The sequence below is a fragment of the Stutzerimonas chloritidismutans genome (assembly GCF_038562055.1).
Taxonomy (GTDB): Bacteria; Pseudomonadota; Gammaproteobacteria; order Pseudomonadales; family Pseudomonadaceae; genus Stutzerimonas; species Stutzerimonas chloritidismutans_A.
Genome location: NZ_JBCFXD010000011.1, coordinates 1 through 19718, shown reverse-complemented (window position 1 = coordinate 19718; position 19718 = coordinate 1). Strand labels below are relative to the sequence as shown.

Below are 19718 nucleotides of genomic sequence, written 5' to 3'. Positions count from 1 at the left end.
ACGATGCTTTTGCGTTTTACCAAGATGCACGGCCTGGGCAACGATTTCATGGTCATCGACCTGATCAGCCAGCACGCGCACATCCAGCCCAAGCACGCCAAGCAATGGGGCGACCGGCACACGGGCATCGGCTTCGACCAGCTGCTGCTGGTCGAGCCGCCGCACAACCCCGATGTGGATTTCCGTTATCGCATTTTCAACTCCGACGGTTCGGAGGTGGAGCAATGCGGTAACGGTGCGCGCTGCTTTGCCCGCTTCGTACTGGACAAGCGCCTGACCATGAAGCGGCAGATCCGCGTCGAGACCAAAGGCGGCATCATTGAACTGATCGTGCGGCCGGACGGGCAGATCACTGTCGACATGGGCCCGCCTCGCCTGAACCCGGCGGAGATCCCTTTCCTGGCTGATCAACAGGCCTTGAGTTATCCGCTAGAAGTCGATGGTCAGCAGCTGGACATCGCCGCGGTATCCATGGGCAACCCGCACGCCGTGCTGCGTGTGGAGGACGTCGACAACGCTCCAGTGCACGGCCTCGGGCCGAAGATCGAGCATCATTCGCGCTTTCCCCAGCGGGTCAACGCCGGCTTCATCCAGGTGATCGACCGTCATCACGCCAAGCTGCGCGTCTGGGAACGCGGCGCAGGCGAAACCCAAGCCTGCGGCACCGGCGCCTGCGCCGCAGCAGTCGCCGCGATACAGCAAGGCTGGATGGATTCTCCGGTGCAGCTCGATCTGCCGGGTGGCCGTCTGTCCATTGAATGGGCAGGCGCCGGACAGCCCGTTATGATGACCGGCCCCGCCGTTCGCGTATTCGAAGGACAGGTTCGCCTATGACCGAGCAAAACCAGGACAAGCCACAGCTGCCGGACGCAGAAGCCGTCGCGGCTTATCTGCGGGCTCATCCGGAGTTCTTTGTCGATCACGACGAGCTGATTTTAGAGCTGCGTATTCCCCATCAGCCTGGGACAGCCGTGTCGCTGGTCGAGCGGCAGGTCAAGCTGTTGCGTGAGCGCAACATCGAGGTGCGCCATCGCTTGTCGCACCTGATGGATGTGGCGCGCGATAACGACCGGCTGTTCGACAAGACGCGTCGACTGGTGCTGGATCTGCTGGATGCCAACAGCCTGGAAGAAGTCATCGGCGCGGTGGACGAAAGCCTGCGCCACGAGTTCCAGGTGCCGTTCGTGAGCCTGATCCTGTTCAGCGAAACGCCGCTACCGGTGGGGCGCAGCGTCACCAGCGCAGAAGCCCAGCAAGCGATCGGCGGGCTGCTTGGCAGCGGCAAGACCGTCTGCGGCGTGCTTCGTCCGCATGAGCTGGCTTACCTCTTCGGCGAACAGGAAAGCCGCGGCATCGGCTCGGCGGCGGTGGTCGCCCTGAACCAGCAGCAGGGCATTCTCGCCATTGGCAGTGAAGACCCGCAGCACTACAAGAGCTCACTGGGCACCTTGTTCCTCGGCTACATTGCCGAAGTGCTGACCCGCGTGCTGCCGTCCTACTCCACACCGCTGCGCTCGGTGCGCTGAGCCGCAGACCACCTAGACAGCGCGCCCTGCCCTGAGTCCCAGGCCCAGCCAATGGCTAGCCGGCACTCCCAGGAAGCCGCTATGCAAACCGACCTTGACGCCTACTTCGAACACTTGCGCAGCGAGCGACAGCTGTCGCCGCATACACTCGACGGCTATCGTCGCGACTTGGCCAAGGTAGTCAGCTTCTGTGACAAGCAGCGACTGGCTGACTGGGAGCAACTTAAAAGTCCGCATGTACGCCAGCTTATTGCCGAGCAGCATCGTCAGGGCCAATCCGGACGCAGCCTCGCTCGGTTGCTGTCGTCGATGCGTGGACTGTATCGCTATCTCAACCAGGAGGGCCGCTGCGCACACGATCCGGCTGCCGGCATCTCTGCACCCAAGGGCGAACGACGCCTGCCGAGACTGCTCGACACCGACCGGGCCATGCAATTGCTCGATGGCGGTATCGAGGATGACTTCATCGGCCACCGCGACCAGGCGATGCTGGAGCTGTTCTATTCATCAGGGTTGCGCCTGGGCGAGCTGGTCGGGCTTAACCTCGAGCAACTGGATCTGCCCGCCGGACTGGTCCATGTTCAGGGCAAGGGCAACAAAGCGCGGGTGCTCCCTGTCGGCCGCAAAGCGCGTGAAGCACTCGAAGCCTGGCTGCCGCTTCGTGCATTGAGCAATCCTACGGACGGTGCGGTGTTCGTCAGCCAGCAGGGGCGTCGCCTGGGACCACGAGCGGTGCAGTTACGGGTGCGCCAGGCCGGTGTGCGCGAACTGGGTCAGCACCTGCACCCACACATGCTCAGGCACAGCTTTGCCAGCCACCTGCTGGAATCCTCCCAGGATTTGCGCTCCGTGCAGGAGCTGCTCGGCCATGCAGACATCGGCACCACTCAGATTTATACCCACCTGGACTTTCAGCATCTGGCCAAGGTCTATGACCTGGCGCACCCACGCGCCAAACGCAAGCAAGGCAGTGAACCATGAGTATTCAACTGATCACCTTTGACCTTGACGATACACTGTGGGACGTCGGCCCGGTCATTCACAGCGCGGAGAACAGCCTGCGCGACTGGCTGGGTCAGCATGCACCTCGACTCGGTGGATTCCCGGTGGAATCGCTCGCTGCGATCCGCCGCCTGCTAGTCGAGGCGGAGCCAGACCTTAAGCACCGTATTAGCGAACTACGGCGCCGCATCCTATTCCATGCCTTGCATGACGCCGGTTACCTGGAGGACGAGGCACGTGCCCTCGCCGATCAGGCATTCGAAGTCTTTCTCGAGGCGCGCCACGCCATCGACCTCTTCCCTGACGTCCACCCTACGCTTGAGCACCTGGCCAACCACTACACGCTTGGCGTGCTGACCAACGGCAATGCCGACATCCGGCGGCTGGGCTTGGCCGACTACTTCCAGTTTGCCTTGTGCGCGGAGGAGCTGGGCATCGGCAAGCCGGACCCTCGGCCGTTTAAGGAAGCGCTCGCTCGAGCGGGCATAGCCGCCGAGCACGCCGTCCATATCGGCGACCATCCCGAGGATGACATCGGCGGAGCGCAGCGCGCTGGCGTTCGTGCTATCTGGTTCAACCCGAGCGGAAAAGCGTGGCAGCACGAAGGCCAGCCCAACGCCGAGGTTCGCAGCTTGGCAGAGTTGCCTGCGCTGCTCGCGCGGTGGCGATAGCCTGACGCCCCCGCAGATACGACAAAGCCCAACACGACTGTGTTGGGCTTTGTTGCAGTCACGCCTAGCGACGTGACGCCTCGTCGAATCCAGCGGTTGACGCTAGATAGGACGGCTGCCGTATTTGCTGTCGGGCTTCTTGGGCGGATCAGCAACGACGTTGGGTTCGACTTCCTGTACGCGTCCCCCGCGTGCCAGAAACTCTTCCATCGCACGAGCCAACTCGTCCCGTTCCTTCTGCTTGGCCTCCAGACTCGGCAGTTCTTCGACCACGACCGCCTTGGCCTTCTTTTTACTGGTCGGTGTCGCACGGTCGCTGTCGGTGCTTTCGTCGTCGGCGCTGTTGTCGGCTTCGCCGTCATCGGCAGCGGCCAGCTCCTCGCCTTCATCCTCGTCGCTTGTGTCCAGATCGTCTTGTTCTAATTCTTCGTCGCTCATGTTCAACCTCGTACTTGCCAAAGCGGAAGTTATAGCCCAGCGATGGGCTTTGTTCGCCATCGCCAAAAAAAATTCAACTTGCCATTCCGTGCAACGTGGCCAGTACCTGCCTGGCGCCAGCTTGATCCCGATGTTCCCCCAGATAAACGCCTTGCCAGATTCCCAGCGCCAAGCGCCCTTCGCGTACGGGCAAACTCACCTGGCAACCCAGCAGGCTCGCCTTGAAATGTGCCGGCAGATCGTCCGGCCCTTCGTAATCGTGTTCGTAGCCCGCTTCGCCCTGCGGTACAAGACGGTTGAAAAACCGCTCGAAATCGCGCCGAACTGCACCATCGGCATTCTCATTAATGGTCAATGAAGCCGAGGTATGGCGCAGCCACAGGTGTAACAGACCGGCCTCACATTGTTGCAGTTCCGGCAGCTGTGCAAGCAGCTCGTCGGTAATCAAATGGAAGCCTCTCGGCCTTGGGCGCAGCGTGATGAGTGTCTGTCGCCACATTGTCATAGACCCTTTAGGCTGCTGAACGCGCGCATTCTAGCGCGGCGCCAGAAAAAACAAAGGGCGCCCTGAGGCGCCCTTATCAACAGCGGTGAACTCAGCGCTTGTTGGTGAACTCTGGATAAGCCTCGAGGCCGCACTCGACAACGTCGACGCCCTCGTATTCTTCCTCTTCGCTCACCCGCAGGCCCATGACCGCTTTGAGGATGCCCCAGACGATCAAGCTGGCAATGAACACCCAAGCGAAGATCGACACCAGGCCCAGCAACTGCGCGCCGAATGTCGCGTCCGCATTGGTCAGCGGCACCGCCAGCAACCCCCACATGCCCACCACGCCGTGCACCGAAATGGCACCCACCGGGTCATCGAGCTTGAGTTTGTCCAGGGCCAGGATGCTGAAGACCACCAGCACGCCGCCCACGCCACCAATGAGCACCGACTGCAGCGCGCTTGGTGTCAGGGGCTCAGCGGTAATGGCAACCAGACCTGCCAATGCACCGTTGAGGACCATGGTCAGATCCGACTTGCCGAACAGCAGGCGTGCCGTGATCAGCGCCGCAACCAGGCCACCGGCAGCCGCCATGTTGGTGTTGGTGAACACCTGAGCCACCGCGTTGGCGTCTTCGATGGTGCTCATCTTCAGCTGCGAACCGCCGTTGAAGCCGAACCAGCCCATCCACAGGATAAAGGCACCCAGGGTCGCCAACGGCAGGTTGGCGCCGGGGATCGCGTTGATCTGTCCGTTAGGGCCGTACTTACCCTTGCGCGGACCGAGCAGCAGCACGCCGGCCAGGGCAGCGGATGCGCCCGCCATGTGCACCAGACCAGAGCCCGCGAAATCGAGGAAACCGGCCGCATCGAGGAAACCGCCACCCCATTTCCAGAAGCCCTGTACGGGATAGATCACGCCAGTCATCACCACCGCGAAGGCGATGAATGCCCAGAGCTTCATCCGCTCGGCCACTGCACCCGACACCACTGACATGCAGGTTGCGGCGAAGACGACCTGGAAGAAGAAGTCGGCACGGGTCGAGTAATACGGCGCGTCCTCACCCCCTGCGGCGACCACGTCCACAGCATTCTCGTCACCGATCAGGAAGCCCAGGCTCGGCAGGATGCCGCCGTCCGGACTGGAGTACATGATGTAGTAGCCGATCAGCAGGTACATGATCGACGCCACGGCGTAGAGCACGATGTTCTTGGTGAGAATTTCAGCGGTGTTTTTCGCCCGAACCAAACCGGCTTCGAGCATGGAAAAACCGGCCGCCATCCACATCACCAGCGCACCGCAGATGAGGAAGTAGAAGGTATCAAGTCCGTACTGGACGGGTATCAAAGCTGTGCTATCCATTTTTTATCACCTTTTGCCGAGCGCCTTGCAGCGCTGTTCGGTTAAGGCGCCCGGGTTGGCTCCGGGCGCACTCCGTGTGCTTACAGGTTGTAGCCGCGCTCGTTGTGCAGGCTGAGGTCCAGGCCGATGGTTTCTTCTTCTTCGGAGACACGCAGCCCCATCACCACATCGATCACCTTGAGGATCACGAAGGTGACGATGGCGGTGTAGACGACGGTGAAGAGCACCCCCTTGAACTGAATCCACAGCTGCAGTGCGATGTTTTCCACCTCACCGAAGCCGCCCAGTGCCGGGGCCGCGAACACACCAGTCAACAGCGCGCCAACGATGCCGCCGACCCCATGCACACCAAAGGCGTCCAGGGAATCGTCGTAACCGAGCTTGCGTTTAAGGCTGGTGGCACAGAAGAAACAGATGACGCCCGAGGCGAGACCGATGATCAGCGCGCCCATCGGGCCGACGGTGCCGGCTGCTGGGGTAATGGCAACCAGGCCGGCTACCACACCTGAAGCAATGCCCAGTGCACTGGGTTTGCCGTGGGTCAGCCATTCGGCAAACATCCAGCTCAGCGCGGCAGCAGCGGTTGCGATCTGCGTGACCAGCATGGCCATGCCAGCGGTGCCATTGGACGCGAGCGAAGAACCGGCGTTGAAACCGAACCAGCCGATCCACAGCATCGCCGCGCCGACCAGGGTCAGGCCGAGGTTGTGCGGGGCCATTGGGGTGGTCGGGAAGCCCTTGCGCTTACCGAGCACGATGCACGCCACTAGGCCAGCAATACCCGCGTTGATGTGAACCACGGTGCCGCCCGCAAAATCAAGCACGCCCCAGTCCCACATCAGGCCGCCGTCGCCGCCCCAGACCATATGGGCGATTGGCGCATATACCAACGTGAACCAGACGCCCATGAATACCAGCATCGCGGAGAACTTCATGCGCTCGGCGAAGGCACCGACGATCAGCGCCGGGGTAATGATGGCGAACGTCATCTGGAAGGTGATGAACACGCTTTCCGGCACGGTGCCGGTGAGGCTGTCGGGCGTCAGGCCACTCAGGAACGCACGCCCAAGTCCGCCGACGAAAGAATTGAGGTTGGTGACGCCTGCTTCCATGCCAGCCGTGTCGAACGCCAAGCTGTAGCCGTAGACCATCCACAGGATGCTCATCAGGCCGGTGATGGCGAAGCACTGCATCATGACGGACAGGATGTTCTTGGAACGGACCATGCCGCCGTAGAACAGCGCCAGGCCTGGAATCGTCATGAACAGCACCAGCGCAGTGGCTGTGAGCATCCATGCCGTATCGCCGGAATCAAGCGTTGCCTCCTGAGCCATAGCGATGCCGGGGCTTATCAGAGACAAAAGGGCTCCTAGCCCTGCGAATTTTCGCAGAGTCATGGTTTTACTCCTGGGGCGTGGGGTTCGTAGGCCTGCTAGGCAGGCAATCGCAATGCTCGGGCGGTGCGTGGCGACGTGTCGGGCGTTACCGCCCGCTCAAACGCGCGCTACGCGCCGGGACGTCAGATTGCGTCGGTATCGGTTTCGCCAGTGCGGATGCGAATGGCTTGCTCCAGATTCACGACGAAGATCTTGCCGTCGCCAATCTTCCCGGTGTTGGCCGCCTTGGTGATGGCCTCGATCACGCGATCGAGCTGGTCATCGGCGATTGCGACATCAATCTTCACCTTCGGCAGAAAATCGACCACGTATTCAGCGCCGCGATAAAGCTCGGTATGACCTTTCTGGCGACCGAAACCCTTGACCTCGGTGACCGTAATGCCTTGAACGCCAATCTCGGACAGCGACTCGCGTACGTCGTCCAGCTTGAACGGCTTGATGATGGCAGTGACTAGTTTCATGAAACTTCTCCCGTTTAGGTGGACTTGCCCCAGAAGTACGAACCCGGCTCAAGTCTAAGCGCAGTGTCTGGCTCTTGTAACGCGCCGGCGTTGCCGAGCGACCATCCGACACCATCAACCGATCCGACGAAACGTCCCGAATCGCCCATGCACCGCAACCTGCTGGTGCATCTGTCACATGGAACTAAGCAGAATCAATGCCAGCTTTTTGCAATGCCCGGCCTCAGGGCTCCGCAAAGGCGGCACGGGCCTACGTCGAGGCGCGCCCGCCGGATCACGCACCATCCCGGTGCACGACAACGCAACGGTGTGCCCGCAATCGTGCACTGGCGCCCCCAGGACGCCTGAACTGCCCGTGCTACACTGCGCGTCGCTCAGATACAGGTAATACTCATGTTCCCACCCAAAGCTTTTCTCGACGCCGTCGGCGCCCAGGCCTCGCGGCTTTTCAGCGGTGAAAACCCCCTGCCCCGCGCAGAAGTCGAAGCCCAGCTCAAAGGCATCGTGCAAGGTGCGCTGAGCAAGCTCGATGTGGTCAGCCGCGAAGAATTCGACAGCCAGATGGTGGTGCTTGCACGCACCCGCGCGAGGCTTGAAGCCCTCGAAGCCAAGGTCGCCGAGCTGGAAGAGAAACTCGCGCCACCCGCCTCCGAATAGGCCGGCTGGCGTCTCGATCAAAGGAGTGATCGGATGTCCCTCGCAATAGTCCACAGCCGCGCCCAGGTCGGCGTGGAAGCGCCCACCGTGACAGTGGAGGCGCACCTCGCCAACGGGCTGCCTTCGCTGGCGCTGGTTGGCTTGCCGGAAACGGCCGTTAAGGAAAGCAAGGATCGCGTGCGCAGCGCGATCCAGACGTCCGGCTTCGATTTCCCGGCTCGACGAATCACCCTCAACCTTGCTCCAGCCGATCTACCGAAGGATGGTGGCCGTTTTGATCTGGCTATCGCGCTGGGCATATTGGCGGCGAGCGGTCAGATACCCGCCGACCGCCTCGACACGCTCGAATGCCTGGGCGAACTGGCGCTTTCCGGCTCACTGCGACCGGTTCAAGGTGTGCTGCCTGCGGCTCTCGCAGCCCGCCAGGCCGGACGCGCACTGCTGGTACCGCGAGCCAATGCCGAGGAAGCCAGCCTGGCGTCGGGATTAGTGGTCTACGCGGCCGACCATTTGCTGGAAGTCGCTGCACATTTCAACGGTGTGACTCTGATCGAACCCTTCCAAGCCCAAGGGCTGTTGCGCCAGGTGCTGCCCTACCCTGATCTGTCTGATGTGCAAGGCCAGGCAGCAGCCAAGCGTGGGCTGCTGGTGGCTGCCGCGGGTGGCCATAACCTGCTGCTATCAGGACCTCCTGGTACCGGCAAGACCTTGCTGGCCAGCCGGCTCCCAGGCCTGCTTCCGCCTCTGGAAGAACAGGAAGCGCTGGAAGTCGCCGCGATTCAGTCTGTCGCCAGTCAGTCACCCTTAGCGCATTGGCCACAGCGTCCTTTTCGGCAGCCCCATCACAGTGCATCGGGACCGGCGCTGGTCGGCGGCGGCAGTCGGCCCAGGCCAGGCGAAATCACGCTGGCGCATCAGGGCGTGCTATTTCTTGATGAGCTCCCCGAGTTCGACCGCAAGGTCCTTGAGGTTCTGCGCGAGCCGCTGGAATCTGGCTGCATCGTCATCGCGCGAGCACGCGACAAGGTGCGCTTCCCCGCCCGTTTCCAGTTGGTCGCGGCGATGAATCCCTGCCCGTGTGGTTACCTGGGCGATCCCAGCGGGCGCTGTCGCTGTTCGCCTGATCAGATTCAACGCTACCGCGGGAAGCTATCCGGACCGCTGCTCGATCGTATCGACCTGCACCTGACAGTCGCGCGCGAAGCCACGGCTTTGAACGCCCCCCTGGCTGGCAACGAAACCACACAACGGGTCGCCGCTCAGGTGGCCGAAGCGCGGCGCATTCAGCTCGAGCGACAGGGCTGCGCCAATGCCTTCCTCGATCTTGCCGGTTTGCGCCGTTGTTGCGCATTGCAGCCCGAGGACCAGCAGTGGCTCGAGCGCGCTTGCGAACGCCTCGGACTGTCCCTACGCGCTGCACATCGGATCCTCAAGGTCGCACGCACACTGGCAGATATTCAGCAGGCCGAATCCATTGGTCGCGCGCACCTGGCCGAGGCATTGCAGTACCGGCCTGGCAACCAGGCGGGTTGAACCCAGGGACCAAACCCTTTGCAGGCTCAACGGTGATCAACTTAGCGCACGCAGCAGCCTGAAAAGACCGAAAAATACGCTGCGCATGGCGGCATCTTACGGTTACATCCAAGCGCCCACACCCAAACGTCAGGGTGCGGGCCCGGTCTAAAGCTGACCGATATGTTAGATTGCGTCCTCTTCGCCACAGGCGGCCACTCCCCAATCTGTAATCAAGGAGCGCAGCATGGAGGCCAACAAGTCTTCCTCTCCCACCCTCAATCCCCCGGTGTTCTACGGTTCTGCCGTGCTTATCCTGTTGCTGGTGATCTACAGCGTCGCGACCCCGGAACACGCTCAAGGCGTGTTCAGCAACGTCCAGGCCTGGATCATCGCCAACGTCAGCTGGCTCTACATTCTTGCTGTCGCGGTCATCCTGCTAATGGTAGTACTGCTGGCGCTCAGCCGTTACGGCGAGATCAAACTGGGCCCTGACCACAGCGAGCCGGACTACAGCTATCTGACGTGGTTTTCAATGCTGTTTTCGGCAGGTATGGGCATCGGCTTGATGTTCTTCGGCGTAGCCGAGCCGGTCATGCACTTCCTCTCGCCTCCGGTCGGTGAAGGCGGCACCGTCGCCGCCGCGCGCGAAGCCATGAAGATCACCTTCTTCCACTGGGGCCTGCACGCCTGGGCCATCTACGCCATCGTCGCGATGATCCTGGCCTATTTCAGCTTTCGCCAAGGCCTGCCGCTGACCCTGCGCTCAGCGCTGTATCCACTGATTGGCGAGCGCATTCATGGCCCGATTGGGCATGCGGTGGACATCTTCGCCATCATCGGTACCGTGCTGGGGGTTGCCACCTCGCTGGGGCTGGGCGTCACCCAGATCAATACCGGCCTGAATCACCTCTACGGCGTGCCCATTTCCGTTCCGGTGCAGATCATGCTGATCGCCGGAACGACCGTCCTGGCCACCATCTCGGTGGTCACCGGCCTGGACAAGGGCGTACGGCGACTGTCCGAGCTGAACCTGACTCTGGCGGTGCTGTTGCTGTTACTGGTGCTGATCGCCGGCCCGACCGTGTTCATCCTGCAGACCTTCGTGCAGAACACCGGTAATTACTTCTCCCAGATCGTCACCGCCACGTTCAACCTCTATGCCTACGAACCGAACGACTGGATCGGTGGCTGGACCTTGTTCTACTGGGGCTGGTGGCTGGCCTGGTCGCCCTTTGTTGGCCTGTTTATCGCCCGCATTTCACGTGGCCGCACCATCCGCGAATTCGTCACCGGCGTGCTGCTGGTGCCAACGGCTTTCACCCTGCTATGGATGACCGTGTTCGGCGACACGGCAATTCACATGATTCTCTGGGACCACGTCACCAGCCTGGGCGAAGCCATCGAGCGGGACAGTTCACTGGCACTGTTCGCCTTCCTCGAACATTTCCCCTTCGCCTCGCTGCTGTCGCTGATCGCCATCATCATGGTGGTGGTATTCTTCGTCACTTCGGCAGACTCCGGCGCCCTGGTGGTGGACATGCTCGCCTCCGGCGGCATGGACAAGACGCCGACCTGGCAGCGGGTGTTCTGGGCTGCTTCCATGGGGATCGTCGCTATCGCGCTACTGCTCGCCGATGGCCTGACCGCTCTACAGACAGCGACCATTGCCAGTGCCCTGCCCTTCACCATAGTGCTGCTCTGCGCCATGTGGGGCTTGCTCAAGGCGCTGCGCGTCGATGCTACCAAGCAGGGCCTGCGCTACCAGGCGGTCAGCACGACACCGACCGCGCCACAGTCTGAGGGCGGCTGGCGCCGCCGGGTGCAGAACATGACCCGCTATCCACGCCGTCGCGATGTGGAACGCTTCATCAGTCAAATCGCCGCACCTGCTTGCGCGGCCGTCGCTGAGGAGTTGAGCAAACAGGGATATGGCGTGGAGCTGACCACGGGTGACGACAACCGAACCGGCTTGCAGATTACCCACGAAGGCGCGCCCGATTTCTTCTACCAGGTGCGTCCGCGCGGCTATCCGATGCCGAGCTTCGTCGCGACCGAGGACGAGGACGGCGATGAGCCCACCTACTTCCGCGCCGAGGTCCATCTCAAGGAAGGCGGGCAGAACTACGATGTGATGGGTTGGAGCCGTGAGGGTGTGATTGGCGACATCCTCGACCAGTACGAGAAACACATGCACTTCCTGCACATGGTTCGCTGATGTACCGCGCCGGGCTCTTGCCCGGCGCTTCGTTTCAGCCGCTGGCTTCGGCTGTGTGTCCGCCATTGAGAAAAGAGCCGAGTTCGGCCAGGGGCAGCGGCTTGCTGATCAGATAGCCTTGCACCTGGTCTGCACCGAAGCGACGCAATTGGCCTAGCTGAGCCGCGCCCTCCACGCCTTCGGCCACCACTTCCAACCCCAGATTGTGCGCCAGGTCGATCATCGCGCGAACCAGCCGGCCATTCTGGGGGCGAGCAGCCATCTGGTCGACGAAACTCTTGTCGATCTTCAGCAGGCTGATCGGCAGTCGGCTGAGGTGTACGAACGAAGAGAATCCGGTTCCGAAATCATCCAGCGAGAAGCGCACACCTAACGCAGCCAAGGCGTTCATGGTGCCGCGCACCTGGTCGCTGCGCCGCATCACTGCGGTTTCGGTGAGTTCGAACTCCAGCCAATGCGGATCGACACCGCGCTCCGCGATGAGCCGCTGAAGGGTTGTCAGCAACTGGCTGTCCTGAAACTGGCGGAACGACAGATTGACAGCCATGTGCAGCTCGCCCGCACCGCTTTCGCGCAAACTTTGCATGTCACGCAGCGCCCGCGCGATCACCCAGTAGCCGAGCGGTACGATCAAGCCGCTTTCTTCTGCCATGGGGATAAATTCGTCAGGCCCGAGCAGCCCACGCTCCGCATGCGGCCAGCGCACCAGTGCTTCCATACCTACGATGCGGCCTGTATCGATACACAGTCGCGGCTGATAGTGCAGCTCGAGGTCATCGCGCCGAAGCGCTCGACGCAATTCGCCTTCAAGATCGGCAAGGTGAGAGGCGCTACGGTTGACCCGCTCGTTGTAGAGATACCAAGTACAGCCTTGATTCGCTTTCGCTTGGCGCATGGCCACCTGCGCCAGCCAGAGCAGCTGATCGGGGTCTGCATCGGCCTTGGCGTGCGCCAGCCCGAGACTGCAGCCAAGCATCAGGGTATCGCCATCAATCCAGTAAGGCTCGGCCATCGCCTCAACGATTCGGTCTGCGATGCGCTCCGCACGATGGGGTTGGCGCTCGGTATCCAGCAACACCGCAAACTCGTCGCCGCCCAGCCGGGCCAGGGTATCGCCCACTTCCAGCTGCGCCTTCAGGCGCGCCACGACTTGCAGAATCAGGCGATCCCCAGCCTGATGCCCAAGGGCATCGTTGACCCGGCGAAAGTTGTCCAGATCCAGGCAACCGAGCGTCAGACCTTGTCCTTCGTGCTCGGCCAGTCGCGATGCGAGCAACGCCTGAAAACCCTGGCGATTGGCAATGCCGGTCAGCGGGTCCTGTACGGCCAGCCGCTGCAGCGCGCCCTCCAGGTTGAACCGTTCACGCGCATAACGCACACAGCGCCCCACCATGTCCGAGCTCAAACGAGGCCCGGGTAGCCAGTCGATGACACCTTCCGGCAGTTCCGCGGGTTCATCTTCGAGCAACAGGATGGTAGGCCAGGGGAAGTGCGCCGCCGCGGGGCGACAGCCCGGCGTGGCAATCAACAAGGCGGGGCTGGACTCGGCAAGCAGAGCGGTGGCGGTCGACCAGTCTTCGGCCATGCTCAGCCGATGACGGCCGCGCACAGACGACAGGGCAACCTGAAGCTCTTCGGTCCACTTGGGCACATCGGCCAGCAGAACCAGACGCATGGGTTGTGTAGAGGATCTCACGGCGTTTTCCCGGTTCGAACGGAGCTGAAGGTGGCTCACCACCTCGACGGTTACACGTCCATGTGTGAAGCGGGGCGGCAAGCTGAGCAGCCTAAAACGGGCGCCGCGGCGCATAGACTAGTGCATCGTGACGATTAACCATGCCTTGTGGGCGACGACCGGTAGTGCCAGTGCACGGACGTTACCAATTAGCGAGGCCAGCCCTGCTAAACTCTCGCCCCCGCTTCAACAGACCAAACGAGAATGTCCCGACTCAACCCTCGGCAACAGGAAGCCGTGAACTATGTCGGCGGCCCCCTTCTGGTGCTCGCCGGTGCCGGTTCCGGCAAAACCAGCGTGATCACTCGCAAGATTGCCTATCTGGTACAGCAGTGCGGCGTCCAGGCCCGCCACATCGTCGCCATGACCTTCACCAACAAAGCCGCGCGCGAGATGAAGGAACGCGTCGGCACCTTGCTCAAAGGCGCCGAGGCACGCGGGCTGACAGTGTCCACCTTCCACAACCTGGGGATGAACATCATCCGCAAGGAATACGCGCGCCTGGGCTACAAGCCCGGCTTCTCGATCTTCGATGACGGCGATATCAAGGCGCTGCTCACCGACATCATGCAGAAGGAGTATTCCGGCGATGACGGCGCGGACGAGATCAAGAACACCATCGACAGCTGGAAAAACGACCTGATCCTGCCCGACGAGGCGCTGGCCAATGCCCGCAACCCCAAGGAGCAGACCGCCGCCATCGTCTACCTGCACTACCAGCGCACGCTCAAGGCGTACAACGCGGTGGATTTCAACGACCTGATCCTGCTGCCGGTGAAGCTCTTCCAGGAGCACGCCGACATTCTGGAAAAGTGGCAGAACCGCATCCGCTACCTGCTGGTCGACGAGTATCAGGACACCAACGCCAGCCAGTACCTCTTGGTGAAACTGTTAGTCGGCATGCGCAATCAGTTCACCGTGGTCGGTGACGACGACCAGTCGATCTACGCCTGGCGCGGCGCGCGCCCGGAAAACCTGATGCTGCTCAAAGAGGACTACCCGTCCCTGAAAGTGGTGATGCTCGAACAGAATTACCGTTCCACCAGTCGCATCCTCAAATGCGCCAACATCCTCATCGCCAACAATCCACACGTGTTCGAGAAGCAGTTATGGTCAGACATGGGCCATGGCGACGAGATCCGCGTGATTCGCACGCGCAACGAAGACGCCGAGTGCGAACGCGTGGCATTGGAGATCCTCACCGAGCACCTGCGGACCGAACGCCCCTACAGCGATTTCGCCATCCTCTATCGCGGCAACTACCAGGCCAAGCTGATGGAGCTGAAACTTCAGCACCACCAGATTCCCTATCGCCTGTCCGGCGGCACCAGCTTCTTCGCCCGCCAGGAAGTGAAGGACCTGATGAGCTACTTTCGCCTGCTGGTGAACCCGGACGATGACAATGCCTTCCTGCGCGTCATCAACGTACCGCGCCGAGAGATCGGCTCGACCACCCTGGAAAAGCTCGGCAACTACGCCAGCCAACGCAATATTTCGATGTACGCGGCCGCCGACGAGATCGGCCTCGGCGAACACCTCGACGCGCGCTTCACCGACCGCTTGGGGCGCTTCAAGCGCTGGATGGACGGCGTGCGCCAACAATGCGCGCAGAACGATCCGATCGCCGCCATCCGCAGCATGGTCATGGACATCGACTACGAGAACTGGCTGCGGCAAAACGCTTCCAGCGACAAGGTGGCCGACGCACGCATGGGCAACGTCTGGTTTCTCGTCGATGCGCTAAAAAACACGCTCGATAAAGACGAAGACGGTGACATGACCGTCGAGGACGCCATCGGCAAGCTGGTCCTGCGTGACATGCTCGAACGCCAACAGGAAGAGGAAGAAGGCGCCGAGGGTGTGCAGATGATGACTATGCATGCCTCTAAGGGCCTGGAATTCCCCTCGGTGTACATCATCGGCTTCGAAGAGGAGATCCTGCCGCACCGCTCCAGCATCGAATCGGACACCATCGAGGAGGAACGGCGCCTGGCCTACGTCGGGATCACCCGCGCCAAACGCAACCTGGCGCTGACCTTTGCCGCCAAGCGCAAGCAGTACGGCGAGGTGATCGACTGCACACCGAGCCGCTTCCTCGACGAACTGCCGCCCGAGGATCTGGTCTGGGAAGGCCAGGAGGACGCACCGGTCGAAGTCAAAGCGGCCCGCGGCAACGATGCGCTGGCGGCGATGCGAGCGATGTTGAAGAAGTAGCCGCAGGCGGTTCGGTCAGACGCAGGGTGGATCACGCTTCATCGATCCGCCAGGTGGCGGTCCACCGAGCGGGATCACGGTGGATGCAAGAAGCAACATCCACCCTACGGCACCTCATCCGCTGACAATCGCCTCCAGCTCCCCCGCCGCCACACGCAGACGCGGCACGAACACCAGCAGCGAGTCCATCGAGCAGCGAATCACCGGCGCATGGGTGAACAGGCAGGCGCTCAGTTCGCCACGGCCATCGCGCACTGGCACGGCGCAGGCAACCATGCCGTCGATGAATTCCTCCGAATCGGTGGCCAGCGCCTCTTCGCGAATCCGCACCAGATCGTCACGCAAGGCACTGAGGTCAGTAATCGTATTGCGCGCCAGCTGCCGAATCGGCAGGCGCGGCAGGATGCGTTCGAGCTGATCGTCGGGCAGCGAAGCGAGGTAAAGCTTGCCGCTGGCGGTGCACCAGAGCGGCGTATGGCTGCCGATGGGCAGGTTGATCTGCAGCGGCCAGTTGGTCTGCACCCGGTCGAAATAGAGCATGTCCAGACCGTCCGGCACGGAGAGGCCGCAGGTTTCGCCAATCTCGTCAGACAACTGCCGCAAGATCGCCTGACGCAACGCCTTGTGCCGACCGCTGCCAAGAATATTCACCGCAGTGGCGTGCAGCCGATCACCCGGCAGCAGGCCGCCACGCAGGCCGAACTGCAGAAAGCCTTCCTTCTCCAGTGTCTGCACCAGGCGATGGGCGCTGGCCTTGGGGATGTCCAGCTTGTCCGCCAGGGCACTGGCGGACAGCGGCTCCGCGGCGCCCGCCACGGCTTCGATGATCTCCAGCACTCGGGTAATGGAGGAGCCTTTTTCACGAGGGGTACTGCGCATGGCCAAGCCCGTTGCGGTAGATAGATAAAACAGCCGCCCCGAAGGGCGGCGAAGCTTACTCGAGATGAAACGAAACGGGTCCAACACGCCTGATAACCCGTTCCACGACCTGCGGCCTTACTTCATCGTCGGCATCGAGAAATCCGCCCCGGCCCGGATGCCGGTCGGCCAGCGCCGGGTCACGGTCTTCATCCGGGTGAAGAAACGTACGCCGTCCGGACCATGCATGTTCAGCGGCCCGAAGATCGAGCGCTTCCAGCCGCCGAAGCAGTGAAACGCCATCGGCACCGGAATCGGCACGTTGACGCCGACCATGCCGACCTTGACCTCTTCCTCGTACTGGCGCGCGGTGTCGCCGTCACGGGTGAAGATCGAGGTGCCATTGCCGAACTCGTGGTCGTTGACCAGTTTCAGCGCCTCGTCGAAGGACTGCACCCGCACCACGGCCAGCACCGGACCGAAGATCTCTTCCTGATAAATACGCATCTCTGGCGTCACACGGTCGAACAGGGTCGGGCCAACATAGAAACCGTTCTCGTAGCCCTCGACCTTCAACCCGCGCCCGTCGCAGACCAGGGTCGCGCTCTCTTCCACACCGAGATCGATATAGCCGACCACCTTCTGCTGATGCTCGCGGGTAACCAGCGGCCCCATGTGCGGCTCAGGTTCGACACCGGTGCCAGGCCCGGTGCGCATCTGGCCGATTTCGCTCTTGAGCATCTCGACCAGGTTGTCGGCCACTTCGTCGCCGACACAGACCGCCACCGAGATGGCCATGCAGCGCTCGCCGGCCGAGCCGTAGGCGGCGCCCATCAGAGAGCTGACCACCTGCTGCGGATCGGCATCGGGCATGATCACCATGTGATTCTTCGCCCCACCCAAGGCCTGGCAGCGTTTACCGTGGGCCGAGGCGGTGCTGTAGATGTATTCGGCAATCGGCGTCGAGCCGACAAAGCTCACCGACTGCACACGCTCGTCAGTCAGCAGCACGTCCACCGCTTCCTTGTCGCCGTTGACGATGTTCAGCACGCCCGCTGGCAGTCCGGCTTCGGCCAGCAATTCCCCGAGCAGCAGGGTCGCGCTCGGGTCCTTTTCCGAGGGCTTGAGGACGAAGGTATTACCGCAGGCGATGGCCACCGGCAGCATCCACAGCGGCACCATGGCCGGGAAGTTGAACGGCGTGATGCCGACGCAAACACCCAACGGTTGCATCAACGAATTGGAGTCGATGTCGCGCCCGACGTTGGGCGAGAACTCGCCCTTGAGCAGATGCGGAATGCCGCAGGCAAACTCCACCACTTCAAGGCCGCGGGTGACTTCACCCTGGGCGTCGGAGAACACCTTGCCGTGCTCCAGCGAAATGAGCCGGGCGACGTCATCACGACGCGCTTCGAGCAGCGCTTTGAAACGGAACATGACGCGAGCACGAACCAGCGGCGGCGTCTTCGACCAGCCTTCGAACGCGGCCTGGGCCGCGGCGATGGCCTCGCGGGTTTCATCTGCCGAAGACAGCGAGACGTAAAGGCGTGGCTCGCCGGTCGCCGGGTTGTAGACGGTCGCGTGGCGTTCGGAGCGGCCAGCGACGGCCTCGTTGTTGATCAGGTTGCCGAGGGTCTGCATGGGTCACTCCTGGTTCCAGGCGGTTTCGTAGAGATCGATGATTTCCGCTTCGGTAGGCACGCGCGGGTTGTTGCCGGGCGAGCCCGAGGCCAGTGCCTGCTTGGCCATGGTTTCGCGCAGTTCGAAGAAGCGCTCGCGGGTAATGCCGAACTGCTCGGGGCTGGGCACCTGCAGTTCCTGGTTGATCGCGCGCAGCTCGGTCAGCAGTTTTTCATTGGCCGCTTCGACGCTGTCGGTCTGTGCGGCGACGCCCATGGCCCGCGCGCAGTCGGCGTAGCGCTCAGGCGCGGCGGGAATGGAAAACGCGGTGATCGCCGGCAACAGCATGGCGTTGGACAGCCCATGCGGCACGTGGAAGAACGCACCGATGGGCCTGCTCATGCCATGCACCAGCGCCACCGAGGCATTGGAGAAGGCGATGCCCGCCAGTGTCGCGCCCAGCATCATCGCCTCACGGGCCTGGCGGTTGCCGGGCTCGTGGAACGCGGGGCGCAAATTCGGCGCCAGTAGGCGCATGGCTTCGAGCGCCTGAGAATCACTGTAGAGACTGGCCTTGCGACTGACGTAGGCCTCGATGGCATGGGTCAGCGCATCGATACCGGTGTCGGCGGTCACACGTGGCGGCAGCGACAGGGTCAGTTCGTAATCGATCAGCGCGGCCACCGGCATGAAACCGAGGCCGGCGCAGAGCATTTTCTCGTCGCTGGTTTCGTCGGTAATGATGGTAAAGCGCGTGGCTTCCGAGCCCGTCCCGGCGGTGGTGGGGATGGCGATCAGCGGCAGGCCGGCTTCGCTGACATCGCGCGGAAAACGGTAGTCGCGCATCTCCCCGCCAAACTTGCCGAGGATGCCGATGGCTTTGGCCGAATCAATAGGGCTGCCGCCGCCCAGCGCAATGATCGAGTCGTAACTGCCCGCACGCACCATCTCGACGCCAGCTCGGATTGACGCGGCGGTCGGCTCAGGCAGGGTGTCGGCGAAGCAGTCGCTAGGGATATCGGCCTTAGCCAGGGTTTCGCTGATCCGCGCGACGTAGCCCAACTCGACCATCATCCGGTCGGTGACGATCAGTGGCCGCTTGCAGCCGAGGTTCTGGAGTACGGAAACAATCTGCTGACTGGCGCCGGCGCCGATTTCCATCAGGCGCGGCAAGACGATGCGATGGCTCATGGTGTTCTCCGGTGGGCATTAGCGGGACGTACATCACCGGCGATGGCCGCCGACGAACCCGCGAGAGGCCTGGTCTCGATTGCTATGTTGAGACAGTTCGTCTCACTTGGTTCTGAGACTAGAAACAACCCACGCAGACGTCAACCTAAAACGAGACGTTTTTTCTCGTTATAGCCTATCACGTATGCCGTCCGCGCAGCCCTTAGGCTTTGGATCGGTTCGCCAGCAAGCTAACTCCCTGCCCAAGCGAGCCGGCAGTGGTCTTGATAACCTAAACGGCCATCGGTCTCCTAGATACCGTCTTGCCCCTTAGTGCGCAATGGCGAGTCTGGGGTCGAAAGGTTGCCCTGACTTGAGCACGCCATAAG

General features: G+C 62.1%; 17 protein-coding genes. 8 read left to right on the top strand and 9 right to left on the bottom strand.

Annotated features, from left to right (window positions below; all coding sequences use genetic code 11):
- Positions 1-3 precede the first annotated feature (3 nt).
- The 4 genes from dapF (at position 4) to AAGW23_RS16265 (ending at position 3199) form a co-directional block, all read left to right on the top strand.
- On the top strand, positions 4-834 hold the full coding sequence (gene dapF / locus AAGW23_RS16280; RefSeq protein ID WP_342407392.1) for a diaminopimelate epimerase: 831 nt from the start codon (positions 4-6) through the stop codon (positions 832-834).
- On the top strand, positions 831-1526 hold the full coding sequence (locus AAGW23_RS16275; protein WP_342407391.1) for a DUF484 family protein: 696 nt from the start codon (positions 831-833) through the stop codon (positions 1524-1526). The genes dapF and AAGW23_RS16275 overlap by 4 nt, the downstream gene beginning before the upstream one ends.
- A gap of 81 nt (positions 1527-1607) precedes the next feature.
- A complete protein-coding gene (gene xerC / locus AAGW23_RS16270) occupies positions 1608-2507 on the top strand; it encodes a tyrosine recombinase XerC (protein ID WP_342407390.1) in 900 nt (299 codons plus the stop codon).
- Positions 2504-3199 carry an HAD-IA family hydrolase gene (locus AAGW23_RS16265; RefSeq protein ID WP_342407389.1) on the top strand — a complete coding sequence of 232 codons (696 nt, stop codon included), beginning with the start codon at positions 2504-2506 and terminating at the stop codon, positions 3197-3199. The genes xerC and AAGW23_RS16265 overlap by 4 nt, the downstream gene beginning before the upstream one ends.
- Before the next feature lie 102 nt (positions 3200-3301).
- Here the strand turns inward: AAGW23_RS16265 and sutA are convergent, their stop codons facing one another.
- The 5 genes from sutA to glnK form a co-directional block, all read right to left on the bottom strand.
- Positions 3302-3637 (bottom strand): transcriptional regulator SutA, encoded by a 336-nt coding sequence (gene sutA / locus AAGW23_RS16260; RefSeq protein ID WP_342407388.1) that lies wholly within the window; start codon positions 3635-3637, stop codon positions 3302-3304.
- A 73-nt stretch (positions 3638-3710) separates the two neighbouring features.
- Positions 3711-4136, bottom strand: coding sequence for a secondary thiamine-phosphate synthase enzyme YjbQ (locus AAGW23_RS16255; RefSeq protein WP_342407387.1), 426 nt, complete (start codon positions 4134-4136; stop codon positions 3711-3713).
- Between the two features lie 97 nt (positions 4137-4233).
- The gene (locus AAGW23_RS16250) at positions 4234-5487 is read right to left on the bottom strand and encodes an ammonium transporter (RefSeq protein ID WP_102837268.1); all 1254 of its coding nucleotides are present in this window, start codon (positions 5485-5487) and stop codon (positions 4234-4236) included.
- Positions 5488-5567: 80 nt separating this feature from the next.
- Positions 5568-6884 (bottom strand): ammonium transporter, encoded by a 1317-nt coding sequence (locus tag AAGW23_RS16245; RefSeq protein WP_342407386.1) that lies wholly within the window; start codon positions 6882-6884, stop codon positions 5568-5570.
- A 122-nt stretch (positions 6885-7006) separates the two neighbouring features.
- A complete protein-coding gene (glnK, locus tag AAGW23_RS16240; RefSeq protein WP_003096476.1) occupies positions 7007-7345 on the bottom strand; it encodes a P-II family nitrogen regulator in 339 nt (112 codons plus the stop codon).
- Between the two features lie 393 nt (positions 7346-7738).
- Between glnK and AAGW23_RS16235 the strand changes: the two genes are divergently transcribed.
- From AAGW23_RS16235 to AAGW23_RS16225, 3 genes are all read left to right on the top strand, one after another.
- Complete coding sequence (locus AAGW23_RS16235) at positions 7739-8002, top strand: accessory factor UbiK family protein (protein ID WP_102837406.1); 264 nt, start codon at positions 7739-7741, stop codon at positions 8000-8002.
- Between the two features lie 33 nt (positions 8003-8035).
- Complete coding sequence (locus AAGW23_RS16230) at positions 8036-9535, top strand: YifB family Mg chelatase-like AAA ATPase (protein ID WP_342407385.1); 1500 nt, start codon at positions 8036-8038, stop codon at positions 9533-9535.
- 226 nt (positions 9536-9761) lie between these two features.
- Positions 9762-11732: a choline BCCT transporter BetT gene (locus AAGW23_RS16225; protein ID WP_342407384.1), complete on the top strand. Its 1971-nt coding sequence runs from the start codon at positions 9762-9764 to the stop codon at positions 11730-11732.
- 34 nt (positions 11733-11766) lie between these two features.
- On the opposite strand, the gene AAGW23_RS16220 is transcribed toward AAGW23_RS16225, so the two are convergent.
- On the bottom strand, positions 11767-13407 hold the full coding sequence (locus AAGW23_RS16220) for a bifunctional diguanylate cyclase/phosphodiesterase (protein WP_342407513.1): 1641 nt from the start codon (positions 13405-13407) through the stop codon (positions 11767-11769).
- Between the two features lie 264 nt (positions 13408-13671).
- On the opposite strand from AAGW23_RS16220, the gene rep reads away from it, so the two are divergent.
- Positions 13672-15681, top strand: coding sequence for a DNA helicase Rep (gene rep / locus AAGW23_RS16215; protein ID WP_342407383.1), 2010 nt, complete (start codon positions 13672-13674; stop codon positions 15679-15681).
- 114 nt (positions 15682-15795) lie between these two features.
- On the opposite strand, the gene AAGW23_RS16210 is transcribed toward rep, so the two are convergent.
- The 3 genes from AAGW23_RS16210 to AAGW23_RS16200 form a co-directional block, all read right to left on the bottom strand.
- Positions 15796-16560 (bottom strand): IclR family transcriptional regulator, encoded by a 765-nt coding sequence (locus AAGW23_RS16210; RefSeq protein ID WP_342407382.1) that lies wholly within the window; start codon positions 16558-16560, stop codon positions 15796-15798.
- A gap of 117 nt (positions 16561-16677) precedes the next feature.
- Complete coding sequence (locus AAGW23_RS16205) at positions 16678-18180, bottom strand: CoA-acylating methylmalonate-semialdehyde dehydrogenase (protein ID WP_342407381.1); 1503 nt, start codon at positions 18178-18180, stop codon at positions 16678-16680.
- Positions 18181-18183: 3 nt separating this feature from the next.
- Positions 18184-19350, bottom strand: a complete 1167-nt coding sequence (locus tag AAGW23_RS16200) for an iron-containing alcohol dehydrogenase (RefSeq protein WP_342407380.1) — start codon at positions 19348-19350, stop codon at positions 18184-18186.
- Between the last annotated feature and the right edge of the window lie 368 nt (positions 19351-19718).

Coding starts and splice junctions, on each gene's coding strand:
- dapF (WP_342407392.1), top strand. CDS start 4: ATGCTTTTGCGTTTTACCAAGATGCACGGCCTGGGCAACGATTTCATG.
- AAGW23_RS16275 (WP_342407391.1), top strand. CDS start 831: ATGACCGAGCAAAACCAGGACAAGCCACAGCTGCCGGACGCAGAAGCC.
- xerC (WP_342407390.1), top strand. CDS start 1,608: ATGCAAACCGACCTTGACGCCTACTTCGAACACTTGCGCAGCGAGCGA.
- AAGW23_RS16265 (WP_342407389.1), top strand. CDS start 2,504: ATGAGTATTCAACTGATCACCTTTGACCTTGACGATACACTGTGGGAC.
- sutA (WP_342407388.1), bottom strand. CDS start 3,637: ATGAGCGACGAAGAATTAGAACAAGACGATCTGGACACAAGCGACGAG.
- AAGW23_RS16255 (WP_342407387.1), bottom strand. CDS start 4,136: ATGTGGCGACAGACACTCATCACGCTGCGCCCAAGGCCGAGAGGCTTC.
- AAGW23_RS16250 (WP_102837268.1), bottom strand. CDS start 5,487: ATGGATAGCACAGCTTTGATACCCGTCCAGTACGGACTTGATACCTTC.
- AAGW23_RS16245 (WP_342407386.1), bottom strand. CDS start 6,884: ATGACTCTGCGAAAATTCGCAGGGCTAGGAGCCCTTTTGTCTCTGATA.
- glnK (WP_003096476.1), bottom strand. CDS start 7,345: ATGAAACTAGTCACTGCCATCATCAAGCCGTTCAAGCTGGACGACGTA.
- AAGW23_RS16235 (WP_102837406.1), top strand. CDS start 7,739: ATGTTCCCACCCAAAGCTTTTCTCGACGCCGTCGGCGCCCAGGCCTCG.
- AAGW23_RS16230 (WP_342407385.1), top strand. CDS start 8,036: ATGTCCCTCGCAATAGTCCACAGCCGCGCCCAGGTCGGCGTGGAAGCG.
- AAGW23_RS16225 (WP_342407384.1), top strand. CDS start 9,762: ATGGAGGCCAACAAGTCTTCCTCTCCCACCCTCAATCCCCCGGTGTTC.
- AAGW23_RS16220 (WP_342407513.1), bottom strand. CDS start 13,407: ATGCGTCTGGTTCTGCTGGCCGATGTGCCCAAGTGGACCGAAGAGCTT.
- rep (WP_342407383.1), top strand. CDS start 13,672: ATGTCCCGACTCAACCCTCGGCAACAGGAAGCCGTGAACTATGTCGGC.
- AAGW23_RS16210 (WP_342407382.1), bottom strand. CDS start 16,560: ATGCGCAGTACCCCTCGTGAAAAAGGCTCCTCCATTACCCGAGTGCTG.
- AAGW23_RS16205 (WP_342407381.1), bottom strand. CDS start 18,180: ATGCAGACCCTCGGCAACCTGATCAACAACGAGGCCGTCGCTGGCCGC.
- AAGW23_RS16200 (WP_342407380.1), bottom strand. CDS start 19,350: ATGAGCCATCGCATCGTCTTGCCGCGCCTGATGGAAATCGGCGCCGGC.